The organism is Flavobacterium sp. M31R6 (assembly GCF_013284035.1).
In the GTDB taxonomy this organism is placed as follows: domain Bacteria; phylum Bacteroidota; class Bacteroidia; order Flavobacteriales; family Flavobacteriaceae; genus Flavobacterium.
This window is the reverse complement of the sequence record NZ_CP054141.1, coordinates 551,846-571,605: the sequence shown is the minus strand read 5'-3', so window position 1 is coordinate 571,605 and position 19,760 is coordinate 551,846. Positions and strand designations below refer to the sequence as shown.

The window sequence follows — 19,760 nt, the reverse complement described above, 5'->3', positions numbered from 1 at the left end:
TATAACACAATGAACTACGACAATCTTTTAATTACATTGGAAAACAACATCGCAACCGTTGTTATCAACAGACCAACCAAACTAAATGCTTTGAATATTGAAACGATCAATGATTTGCACAAAGCCATAAAAGTATTGGGTAAAAACAAAGAAATTCAGGTTATCATACTTACGGGTAGTGGTGAAAAAGCATTTGTTGCTGGTGCAGACATTTCGGAATTTGCCCATTTCACCATCGAAGAAGGAACACAATTGGCTTTCCAGGGGCAAGAATTGCTTTTTAACTTTATTGAAAATCTAAAAACTCCAGTTATAGCAGCCGTTAATGGATTTGCATTGGGTGGCGGATTGGAATTGGCTATGGCCTGTCATTTTAGAGTAGCTTCAGACAATGCCAAAATGGGACTTCCAGAAGTTTCTCTAGGTGTAATTCCAGGATATGGAGGAACACAGCGTTTACCGCAATTAGTTGGCAAAGGTCGTGCAATGGAAATGATTATGACCGCCGGAATGATTACTGCCGACGAAGCCAAACAATATGGATTGGTAAATCACGTAGTTCCACAAGCTGAATTAATAGAATTTTGCACTGGAATTGCCCAAAAAATCATAAAAAACTCTCCTTTTGCGATTGGAAGAGCCATAAAAGCCATCAATGCTAATTTTACCGAAGGGAAAAATGGCTATGAAACCGAAATCAAAAACTTTGGAAAGTGTTTTGGAACCGAAGATTTCAACGAAGGAACCAAAGCGTTTTTGGAGAAAAGAAAAGCTGTTTTTACGGGGAAATAGTATCAAACCATTTTAATAACCTACATGAATAAATTAATTTTAGTGTTGGGAGCTGTATTGATCTCCTTTTCAACTTTTGCTCAAAATATACCTTTTAAAATACAAAAAAGTGAACTTTTTAAAGATGAATTCAAAAATTCTGCAATTGTTTTTACAAAAGAAAACAAAAATGGAGGAGTACTAATTGTTCGTTCTTATAGTAGTTCAGGCTTTTCAAATAATGAAGGTTTTTATATTGAAAATTATGATTCAAATTTAGTACAGAACAAAAAATTTGAATTTGAAATGAAACATCCTAACTATCAGAAATTCAATCTTGTTGTGGGAATCTGTTCATTCGAAAATGAAGTTCAAATAATTGAAATGTACTATGATTTAAATCAAAAGGTATATGTATGTCAGTCAAATTGTATTGACGAAGATTTTAAAATAACCAAAAAAGAATTATTTCGAATAACAAATGAAGAAATAAAAAAAATTGGATATTTTACTTTGGAGTCAACATTTTATAATCGGATGCATAAAATATGGACAAATGATAATTCAGGCAAATTTGACGAAGAATCAGAAAATTTTTTCACAATCAGTAATAAGGTAAATCTTTCAGAAAAAGCCAAGTCAGAAATTGTAATGACAGTGAATGAATCAAATAATGCTTTTGCAATTGCAATAGATTATAATGGTAGAAAAGGAGAATATTTAAAATTGTATTTGTTTGACTATAAATTAAATAAAAAAATAGAAACTGAATTCTCAAGAGAAATCAAAGATATAAAATATGCTTTTCAAAACATTCAAGTCGACCCAAATGGAAGTTATATTTATTTATTAGGAAAATCTTACAATGACATCCAACAGAAAAAAAAGGAGGGTGGAAAATATTTATTTGAAGTAACAAAAATTGGTCCTGATGCTCAAAAATCTCAATTAATTGATACCAAAGAAAATTTTATTGGCTCTTTAAAATCTATTTTTCATAATAATCAGCTTATTTGCATTGGATTTTATTCTGAAATTAATGATTATAAATATAAAGGAATTAGCTATTTTAAGTTAGACACCAATTCTCTAGAAATTTTTGGGGCAAAATACAATCCGTTTTCAGAACAATTTATGATTGATAAATATGGTAAAGAAAAAAATAAAGAGTTGAAATATCTAACCTATAAAAACTATTTTTTCACTAAAAATAATGATTTGATATTTAATGCCCAGGAAGAATATTCAACATCTTCAAACATTGGGGCATTTGGCATGAACGGTGTTGGCGGCGGCAATCAGGCTTATTTTTATCATTATGATGATATTGTATCCGCAAAATTAAGTAACGAAGGCGATTTGGTTTGGGCAAGAAATATTAATAAAAAGGAAGGTTTTCAGCATGAATTAGACAAAAGTTATGTTTCTTACACAGCTACTATTGTCGGCAATAGGCCTTATTACTTTACTAATGCAGGCGAAAAAGTAAAAGAATTAAAAAATAATAGAATAGAATTTAAAGGTTCAAACAAATCCAATCTTAATCTTATCAGAATAAATGATGACGGGGATTTTGAATATGAAAAAATCTTGGGCGATGAAGAAAATGAAGTGCCATTTATGGTTGCAAATGGTATATCAATTGGTAACTCCGTATTTTTCTTAGGAAAAAAAGGAAGCACGAAGCAACTCTTAAAAGTAACTTTGTAAAGTATAAGTATAACAGTGATTGTTTCGTATCCTAAATTATTAAATTTTTTGCCTCTGCTTAGAAATTACGCATAAATCTAAAAGGCATTTGTGTTTTAACAGCTTGATCTAATCACAATACAAGTTGTGTGAGGGATAGGAGCTAGCTACCGAAGTAGCGCGTATAGCCCGACAGCATAAAGAAAAGGAGGCGAATTACCACAATGATGAGTAAGCCTCCTTTTCTTTATGGTGGCACACCCAAATGATAAAAATGTGCTTATTTATTAAAAAAAACAACTTTTGCTACTTCGAAAAAAAGAAGTATTTTTACGAAAATTATATAAAAACGATCCCTTATTTTGAAGAAAATAAAGGAAAACCGAATAAACAAAAGAAATAGAGATGAAAGAAAAAAGCAGTTCAGAGAAAGAAGCTAAGTTGAAAGCGTTACAGCTTACACTTGACAAATTAGACAAAACCTACGGAAAAGGAACTGTAATGAAAATGGGCGACAAAGCCATAGAGGAAGTGGAAACGATTTCATCTGGATCTTTGGGAATCGATTTGGCTTTGGGAGTTGGTGGTTATCCAAAAGGAAGAATTATAGAAATATACGGGCCGGAATCGTCTGGTAAAACGACTTTGACACTTCATGCAATTGCAGAAGCTCAAAAAGCGGGAGGAATTGCTGCTTTTATTGATGCTGAGCATGCTTTTGATAGAAATTATGCTGAGAAATTAGGAGTTGATATCGAAAACCTAATCATTTCGCAACCGGATAACGGGGAGCAAGCACTTGAAATTGCCGAAAACCTGATTCGTTCAGGAGCGATTGACATTGTGGTTATTGACTCGGTTGCTGCATTGACGCCTAAAAGCGAAATTGAAGGTGAAATGGGAGATTCAAAAATGGGTCTCCATGCTCGTTTGATGTCTCAAGCATTGAGAAAATTAACGGGAACGATCAGTAAAACGAATTGTACGGTGTTTTTCATCAACCAGTTGAGAGAGAAAATCGGGGTTATGTTTGGAAATCCAGAAACCACTACAGGTGGTAATGCCTTGAAGTTTTACGCTTCGGTACGTTTGGATATTCGTCGTTCTACACAAATTAAAGACGGTGAAAACGTTTTGGGTAACAGAACTAAAGTAAAAGTGGTTAAAAACAAAGTGGCACCACCATTTAAAACAGCTGAATTTGACATCATGTATGGTGAAGGAATCTCGAAAACAGGTGAGATACTAGACCTTGCCGTAGAATTTGAAATTATCAAAAAAGCGGGTTCTTGGTTCAGTTATGGTGATACCAAACTAGGACAAGGCCGTGATGCCGTTAAAACATTAATCAAGGACAATCCGGAATTGGCCGATGAACTAGAAGTGAAAATTAAAAGTCACATCAAGGAATTAGCCGAAGCATAAAAACAAAAAAGACCGCAAATTGCGGTCTTTTTTATTTATTTATTTTTTGACTCATCCAGCTTTTTGAAGGCCAATAATTCATTGTAAATTAAGTTTCGAACATGTTCGCGAACTTCCTTTCTGTCCAATGGTTCTCCATTATCTGAAACCGTTTCAACTAAAGGTAAAATCTTAACGCGCATTAGACCTGGACTACCGCTATAGAATGTGTACGACAATCTCTTCTTATTGTCCGGGAAAACGAGAGGAACAATAGGCAAATGGTGCTCTACCGCCAAACGGAAAGCACCATCTTTGAAATTATCCAAAAAGATAGTCTCATCATGTGGCACGCCTCCTTCTGGAAAAATACAGATACTTAATCCTCTATCAATTCTTTTTTGAGCTTCATTAAACACCTCCATTCTGCTTTTGGAACAGCTTCTATCAACTAGTATACTAGTTCTTTTATAGAAAAAACCGAACAGTGGAATTTTGGCCAGCGACATTTTCCCAACAAAAACAAAAGGATTGTCCACTGAAGCAAGCATTAACATAATGTCCGACATGGAAGTATGGTTGGCCACAAACATATAACTTTTCTTGCGATCTAATTTTTGGACTTTCTCTATTTTATAGTAGAAACCCATACCAAAAAGTACACATTTGGCCCAAATACGGGACATTTTAAAGAAATAAGGATAACCTCTTTCAGTCAATATGGAAGCCACCAAAAAAGGAAGCATAATCAGGATGGGTATGAGCATAACCACATAAAACCATACCCGCCAAATGGCCCAAAATATCTTTTTTACACTTTTCATAAAGTCAAAAGTAAGGAAACTTGCGGAAAATTTAGCAAAAGAATTAACTTTGCGGTCAAATATTACATCAGCATACAATCATACGAGATTTAAATAAATAAAAATGGCAAAAATACTTACAGGCGTTCAAAGCACAGGAACTCCGCATTTAGGAAACCTATTGGGCGCGATTATACCCGCAATCGAACTGTCAAATAAACCGGAAAACGAATCATTCCTTTTTATAGCCGATTTGCATTCAATTACACAAATAAAAGATGGCGACACATTAAGAGCCAACACTTATAGTACCGCAGCCGCATGGTTGGCTTGTGGTTTGAATATTGAAAAAGTGATTTTTTACCGCCAGTCGGATGTCGCACAAACAGCGGAATTATCTTGGTATTTGAGCTGCTTTTTCCCTTTTCAGCGTTTGACATTGGCACACTCTTTCAAAGACAAATCAGATCGATTGGAAGATGTAAATGCCGGATTGTTTTCGTATCCAATGTTAATGGCTGCTGATATTTTATTATATGATGCTCAATTTGTTCCCGTTGGAAAAGACCAATTGCAACATTTGGAAATTACCCGTGATGTGGCATCCCGTTTCAACCACCAAATGGGAGAAACATTTGTAATTCCAGAAGCCAAGATCCAAGAAGACAGTATGCTTATTCCTGGAACAAACGGTGGGAAAATGAGTAAATCAGCCAATAACTTTATCAATATTTTCTTGGATGACAAAGCCTTGCGCAAACAAATCATGAGTATTGAAACCGATAGTACCCCACTTGAAGCTCCAAAAAACCCAGATACCTGTAACTGTTTTGCTTTGTATAGATTATTGGCAGACGAAAGTCAAATCGAAGCAATGAGAGCCAACTATTTAGGGGGTAATTACGGATATGGTCACGCCAAACAAGCTTTGTTTGAATTGATTTTGGGAAAATTCAAAACCGAAAGAGAAAAATACAACTATTACATCAATAATCTTCCAGAGGTAGATGCCTTATTGAAAAAAGGGGCAGTAAAAGCTAGTATTGTTGCTAATGGTGTTTTGGCGAGAGTAAGAGAGAAATTAGGGTTTGAGGTTTAAAGAATAACTTGAATTCAAATAACAACCAAACTATTAACTACCAAAACGTAAAGTCAAAAAAATGGAGTCAGAAAGAATTAAGAGTATAACCATAAATATCAGCTTACTATTGTTCTTTATTTCATTAACTCAAAATGCAGTAAAAATATATTACCATGGAGAATGCCTGTATTCATCATCCATAAGTTATTTACTATCCGGAGGTATCGCTTTTTTTGGCGGAGGTTTATTAGAACAAATCATATGGTTTGCAAATCCCCTATCTCTAATTGCAATAATAATGTTGCAAAGAAATGATCGAAAAGCAATTGTTTTAATTTGTATTGCTTTACTATTAGCAATTAGTTTTTCATTTTGGACAGAAATACTTGGATCTGAAAGTGGTTCACAAGCAAAAATTTTATCTTTACAATTGGGCTATTTTCTATGGGTTGCGAGTATTATTACATTGACAATAGGCACTTTTCTCTTTTTTATAATTGAAAAAAAAGAGCTTAAAGAAGAAGAAAATAGGATTCTTTAGCATCAAAAGATTAAGGGAAACTCGAACTTCACTAATTTACACGAACAGATTCGTGCTAATTAGTGAAATTCGTGTTTATAAACTTTACTGTATCGGCAAGTTTTTCTCGAAAGCAGAACCAAAAGAAATAAAGGAATCCGTTCCTCCCACTCCTTCGATAATGTGAATTTGTTCGTAAATAATTTTGCGCAACTCTTCGTTATTGGCTGCCACAATTTTGATAAACAAAGCATACTTCCCCGAAACCCAATGGCATTCCACAATCTCGGGAATCAATTTGAGTTGCTCGGCTATTGAATAGGCGAAACGAGCTTCTTTGGTAGCGATTCCGGTATAGGTAATGGTTTCAAAACCATTTGCTTTCGCATTCAATTTTACTGAAAAACCGGCTATTACACCCGATTCCTGTAATTTCTTTACACGTAAATGCACCAAAGAATTCGATACTTTTAATTCTTTGGCTAATTCAGAATATGGAATTCTTCCGTTCTCACTCAGCTTTCTGATGATTTCTTGATCTAAATAATCAGTATTTTCGTTGTTTTTGGAGTTTGACATCACTTAACTATTTGGTTGAAAACTATAACATTGACAATTCTAAAGCAGAAACAATGCTTATTGATGTCAAAATTACATAATTTTTATTCAAATGTGTCTATTTATAAATAATCGAGTCAACATTATGTTAGTTCGACACATTTCTATTTAGTTTTGTGTCATTCTTACAATTTAAAAACACAGACAGAAATGGACAAAAATCAACTGCTTTCGAAACTATGGGAACAATATGCTGAAATAACCCCATCTGCAAAAAAAATACACACTTTATTAGAAGAGAAAGGCGAAACGATTCTAAATGATCATATTGCGATTAGAACATTTAATGACAAAAGAGTCAACATCTCTGTTTTAGAAAAAATTTTCGTAAACGTTGGATATGAAGCCCGTGGAGAGTATGTTTTTGAATCTAAAAAGTTATTTGCAAAACATTACGAACATACTACAGACAAAGATGCACCGAGAATTTTTATCTCCGAATTAGAGTTGGAAAAATGTTCCGAATCGTTACAAAACACGGTTAAAAAATTATTGGACGATTGCGATCCGAATGAATTTAATCACCCACAATTGGCTTTGAACAGTACTTTTTGGAAATCAGATTCACAAGCGATATACAAATCACTCTTGGAAGAATCAGAATACGCTGCTTGGATGTATATCTACGGTTTTAGAGCCAATCATTTTACGATTAGTGTAAATGCGCTTAAGCATTTTAAAAAACTAGAAGAATTAAACGATTTCTTGGAGGAAAACGGTTGGAAATTAAATGCTTCCGGTGGAAAAATAAAAGGAACACCTGAACAATTTTTGGAGCAATCCAGTACATTGGCAGATTTATACACAATTACCTTTGAAGAAGGTTCTATCGAAATTCCATCTTGCTACTATGAATTTGCCTTGCGATACGCTATGCCTGATGGAAACTTATACCAAGGATTTGTGGCTTCATCAGCCGATAAAATTTTTGAAAGCACAGATGTGAAATTGCAAAATTAGAAGCTAAAAACAATTCAATAACTTGTCAAATTCACCGTTTTTTGGATTGGATTACGACAAGTTATTGTCTTTTTTAAGAAATATCACTCTCTTATTGCGAAAACCCTTGATGAAAAACACTTTTCAAAATAAATAAAATAAAATTTAAAATTGATTTTCTAGGTTTAAATGCAACAAAACACAATCAAAAAGACTATTTATAACAATAACCTCAATTATCGTTAAACGGGCTAGTATTATACCAATATATTTTCAGAATAACAATCGAGGGTTTATCTTTGTGCAAAAAATTTACAAATAATTTGTATTTGTGACAAACACAAAAAAGATGACAGAAAATCAGGAAACATTTATATTCGATTTTGACAGTACTTTTATTAAAGTCGAAGCACTAGATGTGTTATGTGAAGTAATTTACCAAGATAGTGCAGCTGGTGAGCAAATATTAAGCGAAATTCAACGATTAACCGACCTAGGAATGGAAGGTAAATTGTCCCTAAAAGAATCTTTGACTAAAAGAATTCAGTTATTGCAAGCCAACAGAGACCATATTGGGACTGTTATTGAAGAGTTGAAAAAGAAAGTAACTGCTTCTGTAATTAGAAACAGAACATTTTTTAAGCAACATTCCGAAAACATTTATATTATTTCAAACGGTTTTAAGGAAATTATTATCCCAATTGTTCAGGAATACGGTATCAAGCCAGAGCATGTTTTGGCCAATACTTTCAAATTTGACCATGACGGTAAAATAATTGGTTTTGACGAAAAAGACGAATTGTGTGAAAACCAAGGAAAAGTAAAAAAAATCAAATCATTAAACCTTAAAGGAGAAGCGATAATGATTGGTGATGGTTATACCGATTATGAAACTCTTGAAGGTGGAGCAGTATCTAAATTTTTTGCTTTTACAGAAAATGTAAGTCGTAAAATTGTGGTAGAAAAAGCCAGCCAAATAGCACCTTCATTGGACGAAATTCTTTATGAACTGTCTTATAAAGCTTCGGTTTCTTATCCAAAAAACAGAATTAACGTTTTGTTATTGGAAAATGTTCACCAAGATGCGGTTAAAATCTTTGAACACGAAGGCTATAATGTTGAAACTATCAAAGGATCTTTGTCTGAAGACGAATTGATCGAAAAAATAAAAGGCGTTTCAATTCTTGGAATTCGTTCAAAAACTCACGTTACGGCCAAGGTTTTGGAACATGCCAATAAACTTCACGCCGTTGGAACATTTTGTATTGGAACCAATCAAGTCGATTTGAACGCTTGTAGCATGAAAGGGATTTCGGTTTTCAATGCGCCATACAGCAACACCAGATCAGTTGTGGAATTGGCATTGGGACAAATTATCATGTTGGTTCGTAACACTTTCGAAAAAAGCAAATTGATGCACCAAGGTGTTTGGGACAAATCGGCCACAAACAGTGTTGAAATCCGCGGTAAAAAACTAGGTTTGGTTGGATACGGAAGTATTGGATCACAACTTTCTATCGTAGCCGAAGCATTAGGAATGAAAGTGTTTTTCTATGATGCCGTTGACAGATTGGCTCTTGGAAATGCCAAAAAATGTTCTTCTTTGAAAGAATTATTGTCCCTTTCAGATGTTGTTTCTTTACACGTTGACGGACGCGCAAGCAATAAAAATTTAATCGATGCCGACGCTTTTGATTACATGAAGCCAGGTGTTGTTTTTCTAAACCTTTCCAGAGGTCACGTTGTTGATATTGAAGCATTGGTAGCCAATTTGAAAAGTGGAAAAATTCACGGGGCTGCAGTTGATGTTTTCCCTTATGAACCAAAAAACAATGACGAACCATTTGTGTCCGAATTGCAAGGATTGTCAAATGTGATATTGACTCCGCATATTGGTGGAAGTACAGAAGAAGCACAAGAAGATATTGGACATTATGTTGCCAACAAAATCATTAATTACATCAATACAGGTACGACTTACGGAAGCGTTAACCTTCCTGAAATTCAGCTTCCTGAACTTCAAAGTGCGCACCGTATCATGCATATCCACGAAAACGTGAAAGGTATTTTGGCACAAATCAATAATATTCTTTTGGAGTATGATAACAATATTTTGGGACAATATTTGAAAACCAACGAAACTTTGGGTTATGTAATTACTGATATTGATAATTTCCACAATAAAGATTTGGAGAAAAAACTGAAAAAGATTCCAAATACCATTCGATATAGAATTCTATATTAAGATTTTAGATTACTGATTAACGTTTTATTCGTAACTGTTAATTCTACAAATAGTGGCATTTTTATCAAACAAATTATTAACCATATAAGTCATATAAGTTTTTATTTAAAACAGAATTAAGAAAAATCAAAGTTCATTTAAGAAAAAATGTTGAAAACCATTTTTAAATTATATGAACTTTTTTAATTACTAATTTAACTAGATATCAAAAAGCTTATATGACTTATATGGTAAAAAATAAATGCTGTTTTTTTTAGAATTTAGTGATTCGTCTCAACAAAATCAAAAATCGTTAATCAAAAATCGTTAATCCTCAATCATAAATAAAATGAACCTTGAAAGTCTTGAAAAGCAATTAGATGGAAAATTATTGTACGACCACACCATGCGTACACTTTATGCCACTGATGCAAGTGCTTACAAAGAAATGCCGTTGGCAGTGGCCATTCCAAAAACTAAAGAAGATATTCAAAAAATCATTGCTTTTGCCAGAGAAAACAAAAGCAGCGTAATTCCTCGTGCAGCTGGAACTTCTCTTGCTGGACAGGTTGTCGGGAATGGAATCGTGGTTGATATTTCACAGGAATTTACCAAAATACTTTCGGTTGATCCCGTTGAAAAATCGGCTTGGGTAGAACCTGGAGTGATTCGTGACGAACTGAATTTACATTTAAAATCCTATAAATTATTCTTTGGCCCGGAAACCTCGACCAGTAACCGTTGTATGATTGGCGGAATGGTGGGTAACAATGCCTGTGGCGCAAGATCCGTGATTTATGGTTCCACTCGTGAGCATTTACTTGAAATCAAAGGTTTCTTGGCAGATGGAAATGAAGTTACTTTTGGTGCTTTGACCAATGCCGAGTTTGAAGACAAATGCAACGGAGTAAATGTCGTTAGCCCATTGGAACAAGCTATTTATGTTCAAACCAAAGAATTATTGTCATCTCCGGCTAACAGAGCTTTATTCGACGAAAATTATCCTAAAAAATCAATTCCGAGAAGAAATACGGGTTATGCATTGGATTTATTGGCAGATAGTCAGCCTTTTGGCGATCCGACCGAAAAATTTAATTTTTGTAAATTAATCGCCGGTTCCGAAGGGACTTTGTTCTTTTCGACTGCGATTAAACTGAATTTGGTTGATGCACTAAAACCTTTCGCTGGTTTGGTCTGCGTACACCACAATAGCATCAACGAATCGTTGAAAGCCAACTTGGAAGCCTTGAAATTCAAGCCGGACAGTGTTGAGTTAATCGACCATTATATCCTTGAATGTACCAAAGAAAATATCGAGCAAAGCAAAAATAGATTCTTTGTGGAAGGCGATCCACAGGCAATTTTGGTCGTTGAATTTTTAAGGGACTCGAAAGAAGAAATTATTCAAATCGCCCAAGAAATGGAAGAGCTGATGCGTTCCAAAAACCTTGGTTACCACTTCCCAATTGTTTGGGGCGAAGACACCAATAAGGTTTGGAATTTGAGAAAAGCCGGATTGGGATTATTGTCTAATATTCCTGGCGATGCCAAAGCGGTTGCCGTTATTGAAGATACAGCCGTTGACGTAAATGATTTACCTGATTTTATCGAAGATTTTAATGCTATTTTAAAAGAGCGAAATCTAAGTTGTGTGCATTATGCCCACGCAGCGACAGGAGAATTGCACCTTCGCCCTATCATTGACCTAAAAACCAAAGAAGGAGCGGCACTTTTCAGAACTATCGCTACTGACATTGCCCATTTGGTTAAAAAATACAAAGGTTCCTTAAGCGGGGAACACGGAGACGGAAGACTTCGTGGTGAATTTATTCCGCTGATGTTGGGAGAAGAAATCTACCAAATGTTTATCCAAGTGAAAAATACTTGGGATCCTTGGGGCATTTTTAATCCAGGGAAAGTGGTAAATACGCCTCCAATGGACACTAGCCTGAGATATACCCCAGGTCAAGATACTCCAATGCCGGAAACCTATTTTGATTTCTCCGAGCACAACGGTATCGTGCGTGCTGCCGAGATGTGCAACGGATCGGGAGACTGTAGAAAAACAGAAAAAAGCGGTGGTACAATGTGCCCAAGTTATATGGCAACACGTGATGAAAAACACACCACTCGCGCCAGAGCCAACATATTGAGAGAAACCATCACCAATTCTACCAAAGAAAATAAGTTTGACGATGAAGGTTTACTTGAAGTTCTTGATTTATGTTTGAGCTGTAAAGGATGTAAATCCGAATGTCCTTCGAATGTGGATATGGCTAAATTGAAAGCGGAAACTTTACAACAATACCATGATAAAAACGGAGTAAAATTCCGTTCGAAATTAATTGGTAACACACCAAAAATCAATCAATTGTTTGCTTCATTGCCATGGTTGTATAATTTTGGTTCCAAAGGAATCATAGGAAATCTTATGAAACGTTCAACCGGTTTTGCAACCGAAAGATCGTTGCCATTAATGCACAAAATTACCTTTGCCAAGTGGATCAAAAGCTACAGACAAACAGGGAATTTCATTCAGGGGAAAGTCTATTTGTATAATGATGAATTCCTGAATTTCTATGATGTCGAAATTGGTCAAACAGCCGTAAAGCTTTTTAACCGTTTGGGTTATGAAGTAGTGGTTCCTGAAATCGGTATCAGCGGAAGAACCTATCTTTCGAAAGGAATGCTGAAAGAAGCCAGAGAATTGGCAGAAAAAAACACTCAGGCATTCGCCAAAGAAATGCCTGAAAACGCCATTTTGATTGGAATTGAGCCTTCAGCCATATTATCATTCCGTGATGAATATCCAGATTTATGTCGTGGCGATTTTAAAGAAAAAGCAAAAGCATTCTCGAGCAGAGCCATGCTTATCGAAGAATTTTTGGCCAAAGAATTAGACGAAGGACGAATCACATCAGATTCTTTCACGGAAAACACCGAAAGAGTTCGTATGCACGGTCACTGTTTCCAAAAAGCCTTGTCTTCATTGGTACCTCTAAAGAAAATCTTGATGCTACCAAAAAACTATACGGTACTCAATATCCCAAGCGGATGTTGCGGTATGGCGGGATCTTTTGGATATGAAAAAGAACATTATGACATTTCGATGAAAATAGGAGAATTGGTTTTATTCCCAACGATCCGTTCAGAAGAACAGGCCACGTTGATTTCTGCCTCGGGAACGAGCTGCAGACACCAAATAAGCGATGGAACAAGCCGAAAAGCATTTCATCCTGTTGAGATACTTTTTAAGGCTTTAAAATGAAGATTTTAGATTTATTATTAACGAATTAAGATTGCAGATGTTTTTGGACATCTGCTTTTTTTTGGCTTCCGATTAAACCTAATTATCTTTTTAAAATCATATTAAATATATTTTGATACTATCAAAACATGCAATCACAAACAACTTTTTATTAGGTTCCTTTCAAAATAAATTTTATGTATAAATCGTTTATATTTACCAAACAACTAAAGCCCTGTGAGAACAAAGTATATAATACCATTTTACTATAATCAGATAAAAAAACTACATCATGAAGATCCTTCTTTTCACCTTATTTTTACTGATTAGCATTACATCATCTGCGCAGTTAACATTTGACAAAACAATACTTGATTGTGAAAATAAATGGGTTGCATTTCCAGAGGAATATGGTGGATTATATAAATATGGTTTCATTTTCGTGGATTCACGAGCAGGTCTTACATTTGAGTATAGAGGTAATTTAAAAATTGATCCTACAGGAAAGATTAAAGCATATCCAAATGAGGAGAACTCTTCGATAAAAGTCCCTTTATATCCAAGTAAAACCCTTATTGCTATAATACCTGAAGCAAATTTCGAGCAATTAAAAATAAGAAAAGATCCTAATTCGCAAAGCTTAAATAAATTTAAAGAAGGCTCAATTGAACAATTGTACAGCTGGGGTTCTATCTATAATGCTTGGGGAGAATATCAAAAAGCAATGGAGTTATTAGAAAAAGCATCTAAAATCAATAGCGAATATGAAGGATTGTCTGTCCAATTAGCCTACTCTTATAATCGCTTGCAACAATATAAAAAAGCTATTGAAGTACTAAAAAAAGCGCTAGTTGTAAATCCTACAGATGCCTTCATTAATAAAGAATATATTTATGCATTGGTAAATACTCATCAGTTAGATGCAGCTATCGATCGCTACAGAAATTCGTTGGAAGTTTGCCCCGATAAAACATATGTTGCTGAAAATGCCTTTTATATTTTACAAGGCTATTTTTATAAAATTGATAAAAAGAACTTTGATAAGTGGTTAGCCCAAACAGAAAATGTGATGTCTTCCAATGAACAAATAAAAAAAATAGTAGAACAAATGAAAATTGATATGAATAATGAAATGAAAAAAAACTGATAATAGTATAATTATAAATCTGTAATAGCGTTAAATCGCCTCAAACATTTTCCCTGGCAAAGGCCGTATCACGCCCTTCAATTCCATATTGAGCAGTAAACCCGAAATACGGTAAATGGGAAAATCACAATTCAAAGCGATGATGTCCATCAATTCTTTACCAGTTTTCAAAAGATAATCGTGCACTTTCTGTTCGTCATCATCAAGCGTGACAAACAATTGCTTTTGAACGGCTTTGGTTTTTTCCTGGATATCCCAATTCAGATTGTAAATCAAATCGGCAGCACTAGTAAGAACACTTGCCTTTTGGGTTTTTATCAAATTATTGCATCCTTGGCTGTATTTATCGGTGGTACGTCCCGGAACTGCAAAAACATCTCGATTGTAATCGTTGGCCATATTTGCAGTGATGAGCGAACCGCCTCTATCGGCTGATTCGATGACGATTGTGGCTTCGGTCATTCCGGCTACTATGCGGTTTCGTCGAACAAAATTCTCCTTATCAGGATTGGAAGTGCTCCAGAATTCGGTCATAAAACCGCCATTCTGCTCCATTTTAGCAACGTATTTTTTATGTGGTTTTGGGTAAATTTGATTCAAACCGTGAGCCACAACGCCAATTGTCTGCAAATCGTGCTCCATCGCCAGTTGGTGCGCCACGATATCGACACCATAAGCAAAGCCGCTGACAATTATCGGATCCAAGGGTGCCAAATCTTCTATCAGTTTTCTGCAAAATTCAGTTCCATAAGACGTTATTTGGCGCGTACCGACAATGCTGATGATTTTTCGGTTTTTCAAATCAATATTCCCGGAGGAAAAAAGTAAGACAGGGCCATCAATACAGTGTTTTAAACGTTCTGGATATTTTTCATCTTGAAAAGAAAGTACTTCAATATTATTCTTTTGAATGAAATCCAGCTCCCGTTCAGCTTTATCAAAAATGGTTTTGTCTTTAAAGTTTTTCAACAAAACAGAACCTACCCCATCAATAGCGGCAAGCTGTGAGGCTTTGGCATTCAAAACATTTTCGGCAGTCCCAAAATGGGTGAGCAGCTTTTTGGCCATAATATCCCCAACTCCTTCTACCCGCAATAAAGCCAATTCGTAAAATCTATTTTCTTCTGACATATCTTACAATTATAAGACAATTTTTTGAAAATCAAAAAGGTTAAAAATTAAAATTCGACACTTTTTTTGAAAAATAGGGACATATTAAATTTTCAACGAACAAAAACATAAACATAAAACACTGATAACCTTACATATGCAAATTGTTAATAAAAATTGTGAATAAAATTTTGATAACTATTCCCGTTGTATAACTTTGCTACTATGAAAATAGAACTTTATATCGCGCAACTTTTATACCGTTATCAATGTGTAACTGTTCCTGGTTTTGGAGCGTTCTTGACCGAAATTCAATCGGCTCAACTGCTTGAAAATACCCATTCTTTTTTCCCTCCAAAAAAGGTGATTTCCTTTAATACGCACATCAAAAACAATGATGGGTTATTAGCCAATCATATCGCACAAGCGGAAAAAACTTCATACGATTATGCCGTAAGCGCTATCGAATATGAGGTTTTGAACTGGAAAAAAACACTACAGGAGAATCGTAGTTTTTCGATAAAAAATATCGGTGTTCTGACTTTGACTGCCGAGAACAATATTCTTTTCACACCCAACGAACAGACCAATTATTTGGCTCAATCTTTCGGATTGACTTCTTTTGTTTCGCCTGCGGTGAAAAGAGAAGCAGCTCTTCCTAAACCGGAATTAACATTTGAAAAATCAACATTTGTATCTGCAGCTGCATCAGTGGTAATCGAGGAAGAAAAACCTGTTTTCAATTTCATACCAGAAACCAGAGAAAGAAGCCCTTACCTAAAATATGCCGTTGTTTTCGTTATCGGATTGGCAATTGCTGGATCTATCGGTTATCCGATGTATCAAAATCAAATAGCTTCTGAAACTGTTTTGGTGGAAACAGCCGTTCAAAAACAAGTGCAACATAAAATTCAGGAAGCAACTTTCTTCATACAAACGCCAATTCCTGCCGTTACACTTTCTTTGAAATCCGAGAAAGAAGTAGAAACAAAAATGCCTTATCACATTATGGCCGGCGCTTTTAGAAGCGAAGCCAATGCACAAAAAAGATACAACCAATTAATTGCCAAAGGTTTTAAAGCAAGAGTTTTGGGAATTAACAAAAACGGGCTATACCCAGTTTTATACGGAAGCTACGCTACTTTTGCGGAAGCGGAAAAAGAAAAAGACTCCATAACAGAAACAGATAATCCTGAAGCTTGGATTTTGATTCAATCTTTGTAGAAAAATCTAAATTCTAATACTCAAAATCACGAACAAACCCGAATCAAAACGGTATTTTTCGTGATTTTTTATTTTCTGTCGATATTACTTTTCGATTTAACGGAAAAACTAAAATTAGCGCTTATTCGTTAGTTTTTACCATAAACAAGCAAAGAAGCTGTCTGTGGTTTAAAATTGCCTTAAATCAAACAAAAGCAGTCTTAAAACTTAAACTGAACTCAACTTAATACCGTTCGCTGTCACTTCCAACAGTTCAAAACGCTTTTGCTTTCAAAAAAACTGGCGTAAATTATTGGTTTCTTCTATTAGCTGCGTTTTAAATAAATCGTCCAATTGAAAAAACAGAATATAAACTATTGTAATTAAAATAGTTATAAAGTTTTTATTAAATTTGATAAGTAAAAACCATCGTTTTTTGTTTCCCCTCTCATTTGACGTTTTTTACAAATCAAACGGCAGTATTTCAATCACTATTTAAAACCAAAAAATATGATAAAAATAAGATACGCTACTCTGATTATTTTATTGTTTTACTGCGGTCTGAACGCCCAAAACGCCGGAACAGACAAAACCATGGAAATTTTTGGTTTTATACAGATGGATTCCGGCTATGATTTTGGAAGAATGAATCCCGATTGGTATGACACTATGCGTCCCACCCAGATTTTGGACAAAGAGGGAAATGAATACCAAAGCCAAGGCGTCTTTTTTATGAGCGTACGGCAGAGTACATTTGGCATAAAAAACTATTTCGATACGCCCTTGGGACAAATCAAAACACATTTTGAATTTGATTTATTTGGAATGGGGAAAGAAGTTGGCAACACCGCTTTCCGCCTTAAACATGCTTATGGCGAATTAGGCAAATTTGGAGCAGGTCAAACCAACAGTCTATTCACCGATACCGATGTCTATCCAAATATCGTTGAGTTTATGGGTCCTAATGCCTTACCTTTCCTTCGAAATGTACAAATACGCTATACCCCAATTTCAAACCAAAATCATTCGTTGGCAATTGCACTTGAACGACCAGGAGCCACGGCAGACCAGGGACAATATGGGGAAGACTTTGTATATGCATCACTGCTTGATGGTGTCAAAGCTAGATTTTCTGTACCCGATTTAACTGCAGAATACCGATACAGCAGCAGTTGGGGATATTTAGAATTGGCGGGTATCGTTCGAAGCATCAAATGGGAAGACCACAATACAGATCAATACGACTTGTCTGGTAGCGCTGTCGGTTGGGGCTTGAGTTTTACCAGCCGCTTAAAACTCGCCAATAATGTAATTTTTCATGGTGCATTGACAACAGGAGCCGGCATCCAAAACTACATGAATGACGCGGATGCAGATATTGGAATCAAAAGACAATATGACAACGCAATTGCGCCGATAAAGGGAGTCGCGATTCCAATGGTGGGAGTGGTCACCTATTTTGACATTTATTGGAACCAAAAATTCAGTACGGCAATTGGGTACTCAATACTAAATAACAATACCACCGAATCTCAGTTATCAACCGCTTATAAAACGGGACAATATGCCAGTTTCAATCTTCTATATTCCCCAGTCAAAAATTGCATTTTAGGACCTGAACTACAATGGGGAATGCGCCACAACAATGACTTTGAAGGCGATCCACAATTTAATCTTCCAGCAGCAAAAGGCAATAGCGGAAACGATGTCAAACTACAGTTTTCGTTTAGATATAGCTTCAACACTGCTTTCTATAAAAACAAATAGCCAACTAAAAATACAAACTGACTAATCAGTCACAATCATATTTACTTAATCTTCAATCATTTTCCACAACATCTCGAAAGCTTCCGAGATAAGTTCCAATTGCTTATCATTACTCAAAACATTCGAAATAATATAATAATGCAAACCGTTGATTTGAGCAGCAAACAAAGAGTAGATAAAAGAAACCGGCATTTGCTTGATAAGAACAATGTCAATTCCGTTTTTAATTAGAACGAAAAGTGGGTGCTCGTCCTGACTGGCAATAGTTTTCTCTATAACATTAAAATAAGGAGAATGATTGAATTGCTGCAAATATTGATAATGAATGGGATTCTCAAGACTCCAAGAAAGAGTTGCAGTAAACAACGATTGAAATGATTCTTTGGAAATCGAATGAGATTCCATTCTTTCGACAATAAAATCATCCATTTCTTTTAAAATTGAATGATATATCACAACAATAAGTTCTTCTTTTGTTCGAAAATAATTGAATAACGTTCCTGTGGCCACATTTGCCTCTTGGGCAATTTTAGCAGTTGCTGTGCCATGAAAACCATTTTCAACAAATAACCTAAGTGCTGTAGCTAAAATTATTTCTTTTTTGTTCATTACATATAGATTGACTAATCAGTCACAAAAATAAATAAAAATTCATCTTATTCAACTTTAACGAAAACAGAAATAATACATTTAAATTCAATCGCTTAAAAGTTTATTAAAACCGCTAACAAGTAAATTGAGTCGACGAATAGTTTCTATATCAATCAATACTCCTTGTTCATTGAACTTTCCTTTAATCCCACTGATGAGTAATGTAGTATCATCATTAAATTTGGTTTCAACCGTTTTCATAATTAATTGCAATTGCTCATGTCCTTTTTCTCCAGAAGCAGACGCCGTAATCAGCCCGATTGGTTTTTGGGAAAAAACAGTAGTAGAAACACACCATTCTATTGCATTCTTCAAACTTCCCGGCAGACTAAAAACGTACTCCGGCGTACAAATAAGTAAACCGTCAGCATTCGAGATAAGCTTCCTAAATTCATCTACCGAACTCGGTGGGTTTTCATTGTCGAGATCTGGATTAAAATGAGGCAATCCACTTAACCCTTCAAAAATGGTAATATCATATAAATCCCTTGTCAATGCACCAAAATGTTGAATAAGCTTAAGATTAGACGAATTGGTTCTGGTGCTTCCAATGATGGCAAGTATTCTTTTATTGTTTTGCATAAAT

General features: G+C 35.1%; 16 protein-coding genes. 11 read left to right on the top strand and 5 right to left on the bottom strand.

The window, feature by feature from the left end; all coding sequences use genetic code 11:
• Window positions 1-9: 9 nt before the first annotated feature.
• The 3 genes from HQN62_RS02380 to recA all read left to right on the top strand — a co-directional run bounded on the left by HQN62_RS02380 (window position 10) and on the right by recA (window position 3,885).
• On the top strand, window positions 10-792 hold the full coding sequence (locus HQN62_RS02380) for an enoyl-CoA hydratase/isomerase family protein (protein ID WP_173503177.1): 783 nt from the start codon (window positions 10-12) through the stop codon (window positions 790-792).
• A gap of 24 nt (window positions 793-816) precedes the next feature.
• Window positions 817-2,481 carry a hypothetical protein gene (locus HQN62_RS02375; protein ID WP_173503176.1) on the top strand — a complete coding sequence of 555 codons (1,665 nt, stop codon included), beginning with the start codon at window positions 817-819 and terminating at the stop codon, window positions 2,479-2,481.
• Window positions 2,482-2,865: 384 nt separating this feature from the next.
• Window positions 2,866-3,885: a recombinase RecA gene (recA, locus tag HQN62_RS02370; protein WP_116796576.1), complete on the top strand. Its 1,020-nt coding sequence runs from the start codon at window positions 2,866-2,868 to the stop codon at window positions 3,883-3,885.
• A gap of 35 nt (window positions 3,886-3,920) precedes the next feature.
• Here recA and HQN62_RS02365 read toward each other — a convergent pair whose 3' ends face one another.
• Complete coding sequence (locus HQN62_RS02365; protein WP_116798431.1) at window positions 3,921-4,688, bottom strand: lysophospholipid acyltransferase family protein; 768 nt, start codon at window positions 4,686-4,688, stop codon at window positions 3,921-3,923.
• A gap of 103 nt (window positions 4,689-4,791) precedes the next feature.
• Between HQN62_RS02365 and trpS the strand changes: the two genes are divergently transcribed.
• Complete coding sequence (trpS, locus tag HQN62_RS02360; RefSeq protein WP_173503175.1) at window positions 4,792-5,766, top strand: tryptophan--tRNA ligase; 975 nt, start codon at window positions 4,792-4,794, stop codon at window positions 5,764-5,766.
• A gap of 61 nt (window positions 5,767-5,827) precedes the next feature.
• Window positions 5,828-6,289 (top strand): hypothetical protein, encoded by a 462-nt coding sequence (locus HQN62_RS02355; RefSeq protein WP_173503174.1) that lies wholly within the window; start codon window positions 5,828-5,830, stop codon window positions 6,287-6,289.
• Between the two features lie 84 nt (window positions 6,290-6,373).
• On the opposite strand, the gene HQN62_RS02350 is transcribed toward HQN62_RS02355, so the two are convergent.
• Window positions 6,374-6,847 (bottom strand): Lrp/AsnC family transcriptional regulator, encoded by a 474-nt coding sequence (locus tag HQN62_RS02350; protein WP_116796579.1) that lies wholly within the window; start codon window positions 6,845-6,847, stop codon window positions 6,374-6,376.
• Between the two features lie 189 nt (window positions 6,848-7,036).
• Here HQN62_RS02350 and HQN62_RS02345 point away from each other — a divergent pair, with 189 nt between their 5' ends.
• The 4 genes from HQN62_RS02345 (at window position 7,037) to HQN62_RS02330 (ending at window position 14,443) form a co-directional block, all read left to right on the top strand.
• Window positions 7,037-7,846 carry a DUF1338 domain-containing protein gene (locus HQN62_RS02345; RefSeq protein ID WP_173503173.1) on the top strand — a complete coding sequence of 270 codons (810 nt, stop codon included), beginning with the start codon at window positions 7,037-7,039 and terminating at the stop codon, window positions 7,844-7,846.
• 328 nt (window positions 7,847-8,174) lie between these two features.
• The gene (gene serA, locus HQN62_RS02340; RefSeq protein ID WP_173503172.1) at window positions 8,175-10,070 is read left to right on the top strand and encodes a phosphoglycerate dehydrogenase; all 1,896 of its coding nucleotides are present in this window, start codon (window positions 8,175-8,177) and stop codon (window positions 10,068-10,070) included.
• A 328-nt stretch (window positions 10,071-10,398) separates the two neighbouring features.
• A complete protein-coding gene (locus HQN62_RS02335) occupies window positions 10,399-13,317 on the top strand; it encodes an FAD-binding and (Fe-S)-binding domain-containing protein (RefSeq protein WP_173503171.1) in 2,919 nt (972 codons plus the stop codon).
• A 271-nt stretch (window positions 13,318-13,588) separates the two neighbouring features.
• The gene (locus HQN62_RS02330) at window positions 13,589-14,443 is read left to right on the top strand and encodes a tetratricopeptide repeat protein (RefSeq protein WP_173503170.1); all 855 of its coding nucleotides are present in this window, start codon (window positions 13,589-13,591) and stop codon (window positions 14,441-14,443) included.
• 30 nt (window positions 14,444-14,473) lie between these two features.
• Here HQN62_RS02330 and dprA read toward each other — a convergent pair whose 3' ends face one another.
• Entirely contained in the window at window positions 14,474-15,574 is a 1,101-nt protein-coding gene (gene dprA, locus HQN62_RS02325; RefSeq protein ID WP_173503169.1) for a DNA-processing protein DprA, read from the bottom strand.
• Between the two features lie 204 nt (window positions 15,575-15,778).
• On the opposite strand from dprA, the gene HQN62_RS02320 reads away from it, so the two are divergent.
• Together HQN62_RS02320 and HQN62_RS02315 are read left to right on the top strand one after the other, a co-directional pair.
• Window positions 15,779-16,777, top strand: a complete 999-nt coding sequence (locus HQN62_RS02320) for an HU domain-containing protein (RefSeq protein ID WP_173503168.1) — start codon at window positions 15,779-15,781, stop codon at window positions 16,775-16,777.
• Window positions 16,778-17,266: 489 nt separating this feature from the next.
• Window positions 17,267-18,523 (top strand): DcaP family trimeric outer membrane transporter, encoded by a 1,257-nt coding sequence (locus tag HQN62_RS02315; protein WP_173503167.1) that lies wholly within the window; start codon window positions 17,267-17,269, stop codon window positions 18,521-18,523.
• Window positions 18,524-18,568: 45 nt separating this feature from the next.
• Here the strand turns inward: HQN62_RS02315 and HQN62_RS02310 are convergent, their stop codons facing one another.
• Window positions 18,569-19,132: a TetR/AcrR family transcriptional regulator gene (locus HQN62_RS02310; protein ID WP_173503166.1), complete on the bottom strand. Its 564-nt coding sequence runs from the start codon at window positions 19,130-19,132 to the stop codon at window positions 18,569-18,571.
• 87 nt (window positions 19,133-19,219) lie between these two features.
• Window positions 19,220-19,756 carry an NADPH-dependent FMN reductase gene (locus HQN62_RS02305; RefSeq protein ID WP_173503165.1) on the bottom strand — a complete coding sequence of 179 codons (537 nt, stop codon included), beginning with the start codon at window positions 19,754-19,756 and terminating at the stop codon, window positions 19,220-19,222.
• Window positions 19,757-19,760: the final 4 nt, after the last annotated feature.